This window comes from Embleya sp. NBC_00888 (genome assembly GCF_045207655.1).
GTDB lineage: Bacteria > Actinomycetota > Actinomycetes > Streptomycetales > Streptomycetaceae > Embleya.
Map to the genome: position 1 here is coordinate 3,844,211 of NZ_CP108784.1, position 12,843 is coordinate 3,857,053.

Genomic DNA, 12,843 nt, shown 5'->3' on the forward strand with positions numbered 1-12,843 from the left:
AAAACCCACACATACGGCCGGCCGCAAACCCCTGGCGAGAGCGGAGCGTTCGGATGTAGACACAACGGGTGGGGAACCCCCACTCGGCTACGGAAGGGGAGAAACGTGGCTACCTACCGCACACAGATCCAATGGGGCGGCCCGGACGCGGCGTGGCACGACGACGCGGACCTCGCGATCGTCGTGCAGAGTCGCAACGCCGTGGTTCCGGACAAGGCCCGCCCGGCGACGGGCACCCAGCTCTCCTGGTCCGGCCCGCAGGGCAACGCGACCATCACCTTCTTCGACGACGGCGCGCGCTTCCAGGGCTCCGCGCAGTTCCCGGGCGAGGGCCCGGTCGGCTTCCGGGGCCAGGCACGCTAGACCCGGACCCGAGACGACCCGAAGCCGCCACCGGATCGGTGGCGGCTTCGGCCGGTCGGGCGGGTCGGGTGATTCGGACGGGTCGACGAGGTCGGGCGTGTCGCCCGACGTCGTGGGCACGTGTGCGTGATCGATCAGGAGTGGCCCAGTTGGTCCTCGCCGGGCTGCAAGGTGTCCTCGTCCACCGAGCTCTCGACCGGGCGGATCCGCACGGTCTCGATCCGGTACTCGTCCAGGGACAGTTCGGCGGCGGGCGTCGCGGCGGGCATGACCGCCGCTTCCGAATGACCACCGCAGCCGTAGGCGAGCGAGACCATCCGGCCGTCGGCGGGCGAGTACTCGTTGGCGCACACTCCGAACGCCTGCCCGAGCGGGCCGCCGACCTTGACCAGGAAGCCACAACTCGTGCAGTGCGCCGGGGCGGCCTGGGCCATCGGCGTGGCTCGGCCGAAGTGCTCGTCCCAGCGGTCTGCGGCCAGGTCGCGGCCGACCGGCGACAGGACGCGCACGCGCCCCTGTCCCAGTTCGTACGCGACCGCCTTGGGACCGAGCGCGATCGGCTCGGTCAATTCCTCCTCTGTCTCGTCCGCTCCGGTGTAACCGAATTCGAGACGGGGGTCGTCGGCGTCGGTGGGCAACAGGTCGCCCACGCCGAGGTCGCCGGGACGAAGGCGCTCGTTCCACGGCACCCAGGCAGGCGCGAGCAGCGCCTCGGGTCCCGGGACGAGGACGGTTTCGTCCACGGTCACCAGCTTGGCGCGGGGCGCACGGGCAACGGTCACCGCCCAGCGCCAGCCGTGATAGGCGGACTCGCGGCACGCGAACAGGTGGGTGACCAGGCGATCACCATCCACCTGAACACCCAGATGCTCGCCGACGGAGTCCTGACCTGCGGCTTCCTCGGCGGCAGCGAAGGCAAGATCAACCGCCTCGGCGCAGAGGCGGTCCGGGGTTCGACTACGGGTCGCGGCACTCACGAGAGTGATTCTCTCTCACGCGTCGAAGGTCTCCACCGCCGATACCCTCAAAACACGTCCGATTCCCGAACGGGCGCGCGGAGCGAGCCCTTCCTGGCGTGTCGCGACCGCATCAACCGAGGGAGCGAGGGCAGGATCCCGGCGTGGCAGCCTCCAAGACCACCACCGCATCACGGCGCACCATTCGTGCGCCGGGCTCGACCCGTGGGTCGTACGCCAAGAACCGAGGTCCGGCGCGTCGCGCGCTGGGCTGGTTCGGCGGACTCTTCACCGGCGGCTTCGGCAAACTACGCGGCGCGGCCCGGGCCAAGGGGGCCGGTGAAAGCGGCCTCGCCAAGCTGATCGAGCTGCATCTGATCAACAACGCGGGCGACGCGCTGGTGACCATGGCCCTGGCCACGACCGTGTTCTTCTCGGTGCCCACCGGCGAGGCGCGCGACCGGGTCGCGATGTACCTGCTGATCACCCTCGCGCCGTTCGCGCTGCTGGCCCCGGTGCTGGGTCCGATCCTGGACCGGATGCGCCGCGGTCGCCGCGTCGCGATGGCGGTGGCGATGCTGGTCCGGGTGGGGCTGTGCTGGCTGATGGCCGGCTCGGTGAACAACGGCGGGCTCGAGTTGTATCCGGCCGCGTTCGGCGTCCTGGTCTCCTCGAAGGTGTACGGGGTCAGCCGCAGCGCGGTGGTGCCCCGGCTGCAACCGCGTTCGGTCTCGCTGGTCAAGGCGAACTCGCGGATCACCATGTTCGGCCTGATCGGCACCATGGGCGCGGCACCCGTCGCGGGCGGCCTCAAGTACGCGTTCGGCACACCCGGGATCCTGTACGGCGCGTGTGTCGTGTTCACCTTCGGCGCGATCCTGGCACTCACCCTGCCCGCCAAGGTCGACTCGGCCGAGGGCGAGGACCGGGCCTCGTTCACCGCCGAGGCACCCGGCGTCGAGCACAAGCGCAAGGTGTCGCTGACCAAGTTGCGGGCGGGGCGGGACGAGGGCACGACCGAGACGGTGCCCGAGTCCGGGATCGAGGGGTCGGTGGAGAGCGGGCCCGGTGTGCGCGAGACCGGTCGCAAGCCGGTCCGGGTCAAGACCTCGCGGCGGCTGCGCAGCGTGGGCCCGTCCGTGGTCCAGGCACTGTGGGCGAACGCGGCGATGCGCGGCTTCTCCGGCTTCCTGATCATGTTCCTCGGCTTCCTGATGCGACAGCACCCGGTGGCCGACCTGTCCGCGACCCAGGCCACCATCGCGGTGGTGGTCGCCGCCGCGGTCGGCAACGCGGTCGGCACCGCGCTCGGGGCCTGGCTCAAGTCCCGTGCGCCGGAGGCGATCATCGTCGGCGTGCTGCTGGTGTCCGCGTCCTGCGCGGCCTGGGCGGCGGTGATGTACAGCCTGGTCACCGTGCTCTCGGTGGCGGCGGTGGCCGGTCTCGCGCAGGCGCTGGGCAAGCTCTCGCTGGACGCGATGATCCAGCGCGACATCCCCGAGGAGGTGCGCACGTCGGCCTTCGCCCGGACCGAGACCGCGCTTCAGGTGGCGTGGGTGATCGGCGGCGGCATCGGCATCGCGCTGCCCCTGAACGGCACGCTGGGGATGAGCGTGGCGGCCGGCGTGCTCACGCTGGCGCTGGTGGTCGTGGGCCGCAAACTGACGACTCGCCGGGCGCGTCGCAAGCGGTCCCCCGGCATCCGGCTGCGGACCGCCCGGTAATCTTCCGATCATGAAGACTCGCCGCCCTGCCGCGCTCGCCGGCGCCGCCGTCCTGGGCGCGCTCGCCCTGACGGGTTGCAACATCGACAAGCCCACCCCGTTGGTGACCCTGGTCAGCGGGAGTACGTCGGTCCACTCGGAAGCCGAGTGCTACAAGGAGGACGGCACGCTCGCCGAGACGAAGGTCGAGGGCTGCCTGAACGAGACCAAGGTCAAGAAGATCTCGGTCTCCGAGGGCGGTGCCTTCTCGGTCGGCGTGGACCAGAAGATCGCCGACGCCGGTTGGCTGCTCCTGGTCAACGGCAAGCAGCAGTCGTCCACGCCGATCAAGTCCACGTACTTCTCGGGCCTTCGGCTGAACTACGGCGCGCCGGAAAAGGACAGCGAGCCGCTGATCGTGCAGGTCGTGCAGCCGGACGGCAAGCAGGGTTACCGCGGCATCTGGGCCTTCAAGGTCGAGAAGAAGTAGCCCTTGCCCATCCTGGTGATCACCGCGGTGGCCGCCGAGCGCGACGCCGTGCTCGGCGGTTCGCGTTCGTGGCGGATTCCCGGTCCCGACGTGCTCGCGGTCGGCGCGGGTCCGGCCGCCTCGGCCGCCGGGACCGCCGCGGCACTCGCCCGCGGCTCCTACGACCTGGTGATCAACGCCGGTATCGGGGGCGGCTTCGCGGATGTCGCGCCGGTCGGCTCGACGGTGTTGGCCACCCGCGTGGTGGCGGCCGATCTGGGCGCGCAGACCGCCGACGGCTTCGTGCCGATCGAGGAACTGGGCTTCGGGACGAGCGCGTTCGAGGCCGACCCGGGCCTTGTCGCCCGCGTGGGCGACGCGTTGCGGGTGGCCGACATCCCGCTCGCCACCGGACCCGCGCTCACCGTGTCCACGGTCACCGGCACCGCCGCGCGCGCCGCCGAGCTGGCCGAGCGCCATCCGGGCGCCGCGGTCGAGGGCATGGAGGGTTTCGGAGTGGCCACCGCCGCCGCCGCGTTCGCCGTGCCGATGCTCGAACTGCGCACCGTCTCCAACGCCGTGGGTCCGCGCGACCGCGCGGCGTGGCGCATCCCCGACGCGCTGCGCGCACTCACCGCGGCCTTCGCCGCGCTCGAAGGGAGCCCGACGCCATGACCCTGTCGCTGGCCTACTCGCCGTGCCCGAACGACACGTTCGTCTTCCACGCGTGGACGCACGGGCTGCTCCCGGACGCGCCGCCCGTGGACGTGCGCTACGCCGACATCGACATCACCAACGGCCTGGCCGAGCGCGGCGAACTGGACCTGCTCAAGGTGTCCTACGCCGCGCTGCCGTGGGTCCTGGACGAGTACGCGCTGCTGCCCTGCGGCGGCGCGCTCGGCCGCGGCTGCGGCCCGCTGGTGCTGAGCCTGGGCGCGAGCACGCCGGCGGCGCTGGCGGGCAAGGTGGTCGCGGTACCGAGCGAACGCTCCACCGCCTACCTGCTGTTCCGGCTGTGGGCGGCGGGCAACGTGCCCGGTGGGGTCGGCGAGATCCGGGTGTTGCCGTTCGCCGAGATCATGCCCGCGGTGCGCGACGGCGTCGTGGACGCGGGCCTGGTCATCCACGAGGCGCGCTTCACCTACGCGCGCTACGGCCTGACCTGCCTGGCCGACATGGGCGACTGGTGGGAGTCGGACACCGGCCTGCCGATCCCGCTCGGCGCGATCATCGCCAAGCGCTCGCTGGACCTGCCCGCGCTGGCCGCGGCGGCACGCGCCTCGGTCGAACACGCGTGGGCGAACCCGGCCGCGTCGCGCGCCTACGTCCTGGAACACGCCCAGGAGATGGACCCGGCGGTCGCCGACCAGCACATCGCCCTGTACGTCAACGAGTTCACCCGCGACCTGGGCGACGCCGGCCACGCCGCGGTCACCCACCTGCTCACCCGCGCCGCCGCCGAAGACCTGGTCCCCACCATCCCGACAAGCGCCCTGGCGTTCCCCTAGAACACCGCCTGGACCAAACCCACGTACTGCACGGCCCCAACCCACCGGACAGACGGCCCCAAACCGCCGGACGGCCGATCCCAACCCACCGGTGGCCGCTCCCAAACCGCCGGACGGGCCCCCAAGCCCGCCCGGCACATTCCAGCCCGTCCGGCGCATGAGGACAAATTCAGCCCGTCCGGCGCTTGAGGACACCGCTCAGGCCGCCAGGCCGAGCGACCCGCCGCATCGCGCAACAACGCATCGGGTGAAAACCCGTCACGTGTCCAACTCGTCGGCGACCGCCCGCAGGAGTTCGGCGACCTTCGTGGTCGCGCGCTTGTCGGGGTAGCGCCCGCGCTCGAGCGTCTTGTCGACGCCTTCGAGGACCTTGAGCAGGTCCTGGATGATCGAACTCATCTCGTCGGGCTTCTTGCGGCTCGCGGCGACGACGGAGGGGCGCGGGTCCAGGACACGGAGCGAGAGGGCCTGTTCGCCCCGTCGCCCCTCGACGATGCCGAACTCGACCCGGGTGCCCGGCTTGAGCGTGTCCAGGCCCTGCGGCAGCGCCGACGCGTGCACGAACACGTCGCCCCCGTCGTCCCGGGACAAAAACCCGAAGCCCTTCTCGGTGTCGAACCACTTGACCTTGCCGGTGGGCACGGGAGACCTCGATCGTGTCGGGACGGCTTCGTCGGGACTTTTACGAGCATTTACCAGGCTGGGTGGGGCGCACACATCGAATCCGAGCAGGAACGCGTAGTGACCCCGTTCACTCGACCAGGCTAATGGTCGCGTTCTCGGCCGGACATGGGGATCCCGCCCCGGGCGCGTCCGGGGCGGAACGGGGCATCTACCCTGGGCGTGTGTACAACGCATCCGCAGGCCCCGGCGATCGGCTCGTCCGCATCGGCGCGGTGCTCTTCGCCATCGGAACGCTCGCCACGCTCGCCACCGTCACGCCGCTGCTGATCGGCGCCGACGCGCTGCCGACGGCGGTCTACCTGGTCAGCGCGCTGATGCCGGTCGGCTTCGCGCTGGCCGGCGCCGGGCTGTTCAAATCGGCCCGCAGCAGGCGTCGACCGGTGCCCGAGACCCTCTGACGCCGGTCCGCCTCCGCCGCGCCCAGGGGGTGTCTCAGCGGTACGACTCGGGGTCCGCCAGGAGTTCGTTCATCGCGCCCTCGCGGTAGCCGAGCGGATCCACCTCGACGCTCGCGAAGCCGGCCTCGCGCACCGCGGCCAGGGCCGGCGGGTGGCCGCCCACGACGGCGCTCAGTGGGCCGTCCACCTCGATCCGCGCGGACTGCCCCAGATCGCGCACCCGCAGGTTGCGGACCGCGATCCCGTCCCGGACCAGCACCGCGCGCAACGCGGTCTCCGCACGTTCGACCCGGGCCAACCGGGCCGGGGTGATCACCACGCCGTAGGCGACCCGGCTGGACAGGCAGGCCGCGGCCGGCTTGTCCCAGGTCGGCAACCCCCAGGTCCGGCTGATCGCCCGCACCTGGGCCTTGGTCAGGCCCGCGTCGCACAGCGGGGTGACCGCGCCCGCCTCGGCCGCCGCGGCGATCCCGGGCCGAAAGCCCGCGCGCACGTCGTCCGCGTTGGTTCCGGTGGCCAGGTGGGCCATCCCCGCCGCGCGCGCCACCGGCCCGAGCACCGCCATCAACTCCGTCTTGCAGAACCGGCATCGATCGCCGCCGTTCGCGCGGTAGCCCTCGCGGGCCATCTCGTCGCTGGGCACCAGTTCGTGCCGCACCCCCAGCCGGGCCGCGAAGGCCCGCGCGGCGTCGCGTTCGGCGGCCGGCAGGCTCGACGACTCGGTGGTCAGCGCGAGCACGTGCCGCGCACCCAGCGTGCGCACCGCCGCGGCGAGCAGGAAGGCCGAGTCCGCGCCGCCGGAGAACGCCACCGCGACGCTGCCCAGTTCGCGCAGCCGCTCGCGCAGGTCCGCGAGCCGCAGGTCGGCGACGTGCGCGTCCAGCCACGCGGGAAACGCGGTCAGGTCGTCGAGCACGACGTCGGCCCCGGCGGCGCGCAGGTCCGCGGCGGAGATCGGGCCGGTGGCCACGCCGACCGCGATCGCGCCCGCCGCGCGCGCCCCGATCAGGTCGCCGAGGTGGTCGCCCACGTACACGCCCGCCCCCGACGCGCGTAGTGCGACGCCCTTCTGCTCGCCCCACAGGTCGCCGACCAAGTGGTCCACGGCCAGGTCCAGATGGTCCAGGTGCAGGCGCGCGTTGGGCTCGTGCTTGCCGGTCACCACCATCGTGCGGCCGCCGTGTCGATGCACCGCGGCGAGCGCCTCGCGGGCACCGGGCAGCACGTCCGTACCGAGCACGGCGTGTTGTGGGTAGATCTCGCGGTAGCGCGCGGCGACGGCGGTGATCTCGGCGGCCGGGAACCAGTTCGCGACCTCGGTCTCCAGTGGTGGCCCCAGTCGGGAGACGACCAGCGCGATGTCGATCGGGACGCCGGTCTCCTCGGCGAGCACGGACCACGCCGCCCCGATGCCGGGACGGGAATCGACGAGCGTCATGTCCAGGTCGAAACCAACTACGAGGGCATTCACCCGTTCAGCCTACGACGAGCCGCGTTGCGTGCCGATGTCCGATTGCGGGCGATGCCGTGAACAGGGCTGTCCTTGATCGTTTCCGGTTCGTGGTGTCAAGGGCGCGTTCGAGGCGAGCGCGACCGCCGGGGGCTCGCTCCCGGCGCGCGCCATCCCGCACGCCGATCCGACCCGCGCCGGCCACGGCAAGCGGCCCTCGCCCCGCCCCGTCCCCGTCCCGTCCCGGGGTCGGCCGACCCCGACCCTCTCGGTCCGCCGCTCGGTCCACCCCTGGGGGACGGTCATCCGCGAGAGGTATCGCGACGGGCGCCCTGGTGCTGACGCGCCCGTTATGTCGGTCCACGTAGCGTCGAGGACATGAGCACGATGACGCATCTCCCCGCCCCCCGATCGCTGCGGATGCCGACACTGCGCGGCTCCTCCCCCGCCGAGATCGCCTTCCCCGAACTGGTGCGCGCCCGGCTGCGCCGGCCCGCCCACGTCACCGCGACGATCGCGCGCGGCACCTGGGTGTTCACCAGTACCGCCGTCCAGGTCACCCTGCTCGGTCGGCACGCCGTGCCGTGACCCCGCATGGTCCGGGGCCCCGTGGGCAGACGCCCGCTCAGGGCAGCCGAACCGACAACCGGGGGTGGACACGGTGGACACGCCCGGCGCGAAGACCGCGAAACGCACGGCCGCGAAACGCACCACCACCAAGCGCACGCCCACGAAACGCAAGGCCGCGAAACGCACGACCGCCGACGTCGCCGACCCGCGTCCCGCCCCCGCCCGCTCGCGCGGCGCCCGCGTGCTGCGCGGCATCGCGATCGGGCTCGGCGCACTGGCCCTGGTCGCGTTCGCGCTGGTGCTGGCCCGGGTGACGTTCACCCCGCAGCCCGATTCGCAGGACCTGGTCACCGGCAACACCGACCCCGGCGACTCGATCCGCTCCTACCTGGATCGCCCCGAAGTCCGGGACGCGGTCCGGCAGATCGGCGGCAACCTGGTGTTGTGCGCGCCGCTGGGCGTACTGCTCCCGGTGGTCACCGCCCGGCTGCGCGGCCCGCTTCGGATCCTGCTCACCGTCGGCGGGCTGATGCTCGTCGTCGAGTCGGTCCAGGGGCTGTTCGTGGTCGGCCGGGCGTTCGACATCGACGACGTGATCCTGAACGCGACCGGCGCGTTCCTCGCCTACATATTCCTGGGCCGGCACCTGGCCGCCCGCGTCCACCCCCGCCGCACACCGTTTTGGCGGCGGGAGCGGACCGTGAAGACGCCCGAAGGGCGCCCGAGCCACTGATCGAACGTTCCCCGGACCGAACGCCCCGGCTACCTCTGCTTGTCCAGGTCGTCGGAGTCGACGATCCGGTACGCGTAACCCTGTTCCGCGAGGAAACGTTGCCGATGCGCCGCGAAGTCCTGGTCGATGGTGTCCCGCGCGACGACCGAGTAGAAGCGCGCACCCCGGCCGTCCGCCTTGGGTCGCAACACCCGCCCGAGTCGCTGGGCCTCCTCCTGCCGCGACCCGAACGAACCGGACACCTGGATGGCCACCGTCGCGTCCGGCAGGTCGATCGAGAAGTTCGCCACCTTGCTGACCACGAGCGCCTGCACCGCGCCGGTGCGGAACGCGTCGAACAACCGCTCGCGCTCCTTGTTGGTGGTCTCGCCCTTGATCACCGGCGCGTTCAACACCTCGCCCAACTCGTCGAGTTGGTCGATGTACTGGCCGATGACCAGGGTCTGTTCACCACGGTGCCGCTCGACCAGGTCCTTGACCACGCGCGTCTTGCTGGCGGTGGTCGCGCAGAAGCGATAGCGCTCCTCGGGCTCGGCGGTCGCGTAGGCCAGCCGTTCGGTCTCCGTCAATGTCACCCGAACCTCGACGCAGTCGGCCGGCGCGATGTATCCCTGGTTCTCGATCTCCTTCCACGGCGCGTCGTAGCGCTTGGGGCCGATCAGCGAGAACACGTCGCCCTCGCGGCCGTCCTCGCGCACCAGCGTCGCGGTCAGGCCCAGTCGACGCCGAGCCTGCAGGTCGGCGGTGAACCGGAAGATGGGAGCGGGCAACAGGTGGACCTCGTCGTACACGATCAGGCCCCAGTCCCTGGAGTCGAACAGCTCCAGGTGCGGGTAGACGCCCTTTCGGCGCGTGGTCACCACCTGGTAGGTCGCGATGGTGACCGGCCGGATCTCCTTGCGGGTACCGCTGTACTCGCCGATCTCGTCCTCGGTCAGCGACGTGCGCTTGACCAGTTCGGACTTCCACTGGCGGGCCGAGACCGTGTTGGTGACCAGGATCAGCGTGGTCGCCTTCGCGGTCGCCATCGCCGCCGCGCCCACCAGCGTCTTGCCCGCGCCACACGGCAGCACGACCACACCCGAGCCGCCGTGCCAGAAGCCTTCGACCGCCTCCTGCTGGTACGGCCGCAACTGCCAGCCGTCCTCGGCCAGGTCGATCGTGTGCGCCTCGCCGTCCACGTAGCCCGCGAAGTCCTCGGCGGGCCAGCCGAGCTTGAGCAGCACCTGCTTGATCTGCCCGCGCTCGGAGGGGTGCACCACCACGGTGTCCGGGTCCACCCGGGTGCCGACCAGTGGAATCATCTTCTTGCTGCGCAGCACCTCCTCCAGCACCGCGCGATCGGTGGTGGTCAGCACCAGGCCGTGAGTGGGGTGCTTGGACAGTTGGAGCCGGCCGTAGCGGCCCATCGTCTCCGCGACGTCCACGAGCAGCGCGTTGGGCACCGGGTAGCGCGAGTAGCGCAGCAGTACGTCCACGACCTGCTCGGCGTCGTGGCCGGCGGCGCGCGCGTTCCACAGGCCCAGCGGGGTCAGCCGGTAGGTGTGCACGTGCTCCGGGGCGCGCTCCAGCTCGGCGAACGGCGCGATGGCCCGGCGGCAGTCGGCGGAGGCCTCGTGCCCGACCTCGAGGAGCAGGGTTTTGTCGGACTGGACGATCAGCGGGCCATCGGGCACGGGCCAACCTTTCCGCAAGGAGGAGGGGACGGGACCAACAAGTGTCAACCATCCGCCCGGCGGCCGTGTTCCGAAAACCGTTTGTCATCGGCGGGAGCAGGCATTAAGGGCCGTACTGCCCAGGGAGGAGCGCCAGACCCATCCTTACGGAGGAACACACAAACCGGCCGGCCTACCTACCCTGGATACTTGATGGCGCAACAAACGTCGTCGGCCTCCGACGATCGGGTTCCCCGTCCCGATCGCACCGCCGCCGAGACCCCCGAGCACGCCGGCGAACCCATGGGTCCCGCCGTGTCCACCCGTGCCCTGACCCGGGACTACGGCGGTGGCACCGGGATCTTCGGCATAGACCTGAAGGTGCCGCGCGGCTGCGTATACGGCCTGGTGGGACCCAACGGCGCGGGCAAGACCACGCTGTTGTCCATCATGGGCGGCACCCGGCGGGCGGATTCCGGCGAGGTGGTCTTCGGCGTCGATCGACGCCGCGTCGCGGTGTCCACGGACGTGCCCGAGTTCGAGCCCTGGCTGACCGCGTCCGAGGTGGTCGAACTGGCCGGAAACCTCGTCGACCGTCGGCTGCCCCGGGAGAAGGTCAAGGTCGCCCTGCACCGTACCGGCCTGTCCGCGTGCGGCGACCGCAAGGCCGGCTCGCTCTCGCGCGGCATGACGCTGCGCCTGGGTCTGGCCGCCGCGCTGGTGGCCGACCCCGAACTGTTGATCCTGGACGAGCCCACCTCGGCGCTGGACCCGCGCGGTCGGGCCGACGTGCTCGACTTGGTGGCGAGCCTGCGCGAGCACACCACGGTCGTCTTCTCCAGCCACATCCTGGCCGACGTACAGCGGGTCTGCGATCACGTGGGCGTGGTGCGCGCGGGCCGGCTGCTCTACCAGGGGCCGACCGCCGAACTGGTGGACACGCACATGCGGCCGAGCTGGCTGGTCCGGGTGCGCGGTGGCGGCACCGACCTGTTGCGCGCGTTCGCCGCGGAGAGCTGGGTCGCGCGCGTGTCGTCGCTGCGGCCGGGGCTGTTCCGGGTGGAGGCCCGGTCGCTGGAGGCCGGTGAGCGGCACCTCGCCGAGGTGCTCAGCCGCAGCACCGCCCGGTTGGTGTCGGTCGCGCCGGAGGAGTCGGACCTGGAGGCGGCATTCCTGTCCATCACCGGCGGTCCGCGATGACCCGATCCGGCGCCGTTCAGGCGCCCGCGTCGACGTCGACCGGCCCGCCCGCGGTGGTGGCCGACGCGGAGCGGGTGCTCCCGCGCGGGCCGCGCCGACTGGGGCTGTGGCGCCTGGAGTGGCTGCGGCTGGTGCGCACCAAACGTTTGTCGCTGCTCCTGGTCGCCTATCCGGGCGTGGGCCTGATCGGCCCGGTCTTCGCCAGGCACCGTGATCGCATCGTCGAGGCCCTGCACATCGACGCGGTGGCACCGGCGAGCGGGATGCGGGCGGACAGCGGGATGGCGGTGTACACCTACGCCGCCGGCCAGATCGGCATCCTGGTCGGCCTCGCGCTGATGGCCAGCGCGCTCGCGGTCGACCATCGACCCGGTCTGGCCGCGTTCCATCGCACCCGGCTGCGGCGACGTCGCGATCTGGTGGTGCCCCGGTACACGGTGACCACGGCGGCGGTCTCGTTGGCCTACCTGATGGGCAGCCTGATCGCCTGGGCCCAGGTGCACTGGATGTTCGGCCCGCTGCCGGCGAAGGCCGTCTTCTACGGATCCTTCTACGGGATCGTGGGCGTGGTGCTGGAGGTGAGCGTGGTCGCCGCGATGGCGGCGTTCCTGCGCCGACCCGTGGCGATCTTCGGCGGATCCCTGGTCGCGTTCGTGCTGATGCCGGTCGCGGCGCTGTGGCGCCCGTTGCAGCACTGGTTGCCGAGCCAGCTCTTCAACTGCCAGGTCGACCTGCTGCGCAGGCACACTCCCGGCGAGTACGTCGACAACCTGGTGGTCGCCGTGGTGCTGTCCGCGCTGTGCGTGTGGCTCGCGGTGTGGCGGATCGGGCGCCGGGAGATGTGAGTTGGGCTGTGTTGGGCGACTTCGTCGCCGGCTCGCGAAGGGGTGGGGCGTGGGTGGGGGCGTGGCGTGGCGGGCCGGAGTCGTGGGTGCGGCGTTGCTGTTTGTTGGGCGACTTCGTCGCCGGCTCGCGAGGCACCGCTTTTTCTTTCCCCCGCAAGCTCCTCCAAGAAAAAGCGGCGCCTCGCTCGGGACGGTGTGTCCCTCCGCTTCGCTCCGGGGCACACCGTCCATACCTGCGGCTCCGCCGCTCTCCGCGCTTCGCGCGTCGATCACTGGGGTGGGGGTGGGTCGGGGGCGCTGACGCGCCGT

At 71.7% G+C, this 12,843-nt stretch carries 14 protein-coding genes and 1 pseudogene; 10 read left to right on the forward strand and 5 right to left on the reverse strand.

Translation table 11 applies throughout. The features are described 5' to 3' along the window. Positions 1–105 precede the first annotated feature (105 nt). Positions 106–363 carry a hypothetical protein gene (locus tag OG948_RS15865; RefSeq protein WP_406297177.1) on the forward strand — a complete coding sequence of 86 codons (258 nt, stop codon included), beginning with the start codon at positions 106–108 and terminating at the stop codon, positions 361–363. Between the two features lie 134 nt (positions 364–497). On the opposite strand, the gene OG948_RS15870 is transcribed toward OG948_RS15865, so the two are convergent. Continuing rightward, complete coding sequence (locus tag OG948_RS15870; protein ID WP_395874637.1) at positions 498–1,349, reverse strand: DUF3027 domain-containing protein; 852 nt, start codon at positions 1,347–1,349, stop codon at positions 498–500. Positions 1,350–1,483: 134 nt separating this feature from the next. Between OG948_RS15870 and OG948_RS15875 the strand changes: the two genes are divergently transcribed. The 4 genes from OG948_RS15875 to OG948_RS15890 are packed head-to-tail and all read left to right on the forward strand — an operon-like array spanning position 1,484 to position 4,999. Next, the gene (locus tag OG948_RS15875) at positions 1,484–3,043 is read left to right on the forward strand and encodes an MFS transporter (protein WP_406297179.1); all 1,560 of its coding nucleotides are present in this window, start codon (positions 1,484–1,486) and stop codon (positions 3,041–3,043) included. Positions 3,044–3,053: 10 nt separating this feature from the next. After that, the gene (locus OG948_RS15880; protein WP_406297180.1) at positions 3,054–3,512 is read left to right on the forward strand and encodes a hypothetical protein; all 459 of its coding nucleotides are present in this window, start codon (positions 3,054–3,056) and stop codon (positions 3,510–3,512) included. 3 nt (positions 3,513–3,515) lie between these two features. Beyond that, positions 3,516–4,166, forward strand: a complete 651-nt coding sequence (locus OG948_RS15885; RefSeq protein ID WP_406297182.1) for a futalosine hydrolase — start codon at positions 3,516–3,518, stop codon at positions 4,164–4,166. Further along, entirely contained in the window at positions 4,163–4,999 is an 837-nt protein-coding gene (locus tag OG948_RS15890; RefSeq protein WP_406297183.1) for a 1,4-dihydroxy-6-naphthoate synthase, read from the forward strand. The genes OG948_RS15885 and OG948_RS15890 overlap by 4 nt, the downstream gene beginning before the upstream one ends. A gap of 258 nt (positions 5,000–5,257) precedes the next feature. On the opposite strand, the gene OG948_RS15895 is transcribed toward OG948_RS15890, so the two are convergent. Beyond that, complete coding sequence (locus OG948_RS15895; RefSeq protein WP_020556830.1) at positions 5,258–5,641, reverse strand: cold-shock protein; 384 nt, start codon at positions 5,639–5,641, stop codon at positions 5,258–5,260. Positions 5,642–5,844: 203 nt separating this feature from the next. Here OG948_RS15895 and OG948_RS15900 point away from each other — a divergent pair, with 203 nt between their 5' ends. Continuing rightward, entirely contained in the window at positions 5,845–6,081 is a 237-nt protein-coding gene (locus tag OG948_RS15900; RefSeq protein ID WP_406297185.1) for a hypothetical protein, read from the forward strand. Between the two features lie 34 nt (positions 6,082–6,115). On the opposite strand, the gene larE is transcribed toward OG948_RS15900, so the two are convergent. Both larE and OG948_RS15910 read right to left on the reverse strand, forming a co-directional pair. Continuing rightward, positions 6,116–6,892, reverse strand: coding sequence for an ATP-dependent sacrificial sulfur transferase LarE (gene larE / locus OG948_RS15905; protein ID WP_406300268.1), 777 nt, complete (start codon positions 6,890–6,892; stop codon positions 6,116–6,118). 69 nt (positions 6,893–6,961) lie between these two features. Beyond that, positions 6,962–7,519 (reverse strand): annotated as a pseudogene (locus OG948_RS15910) (HAD family hydrolase); the annotation flags it as partial. Between the two features lie 390 nt (positions 7,520–7,909). Here OG948_RS15910 and OG948_RS15915 point away from each other — a divergent pair. Then, entirely contained in the window at positions 7,910–8,119 is a 210-nt protein-coding gene (locus OG948_RS15915; RefSeq protein ID WP_406297186.1) for a hypothetical protein, read from the forward strand. A gap of 73 nt (positions 8,120–8,192) precedes the next feature. Continuing rightward, on the forward strand, positions 8,193–8,834 hold the full coding sequence (locus tag OG948_RS15920; protein WP_406297188.1) for a VanZ family protein: 642 nt from the start codon (positions 8,193–8,195) through the stop codon (positions 8,832–8,834). 29 nt (positions 8,835–8,863) lie between these two features. Here OG948_RS15920 and OG948_RS15925 read toward each other — a convergent pair whose 3' ends face one another. After that, positions 8,864–10,510, reverse strand: a complete 1,647-nt coding sequence (locus tag OG948_RS15925; RefSeq protein WP_395874609.1) for a DNA repair helicase XPB — start codon at positions 10,508–10,510, stop codon at positions 8,864–8,866. Between the two features lie 192 nt (positions 10,511–10,702). On the opposite strand from OG948_RS15925, the gene OG948_RS15930 reads away from it, so the two are divergent. Both OG948_RS15930 and OG948_RS15935 read left to right on the forward strand, forming a co-directional pair. Further along, entirely contained in the window at positions 10,703–11,689 is a 987-nt protein-coding gene (locus OG948_RS15930; RefSeq protein ID WP_406300269.1) for an ABC transporter ATP-binding protein, read from the forward strand. Continuing rightward, positions 11,686–12,534, forward strand: a complete 849-nt coding sequence (locus OG948_RS15935) for a hypothetical protein (protein WP_406297190.1) — start codon at positions 11,686–11,688, stop codon at positions 12,532–12,534. The genes OG948_RS15930 and OG948_RS15935 overlap by 4 nt, the downstream gene beginning before the upstream one ends. The last annotated feature ends 309 nt before the right edge of the window (positions 12,535–12,843 follow it).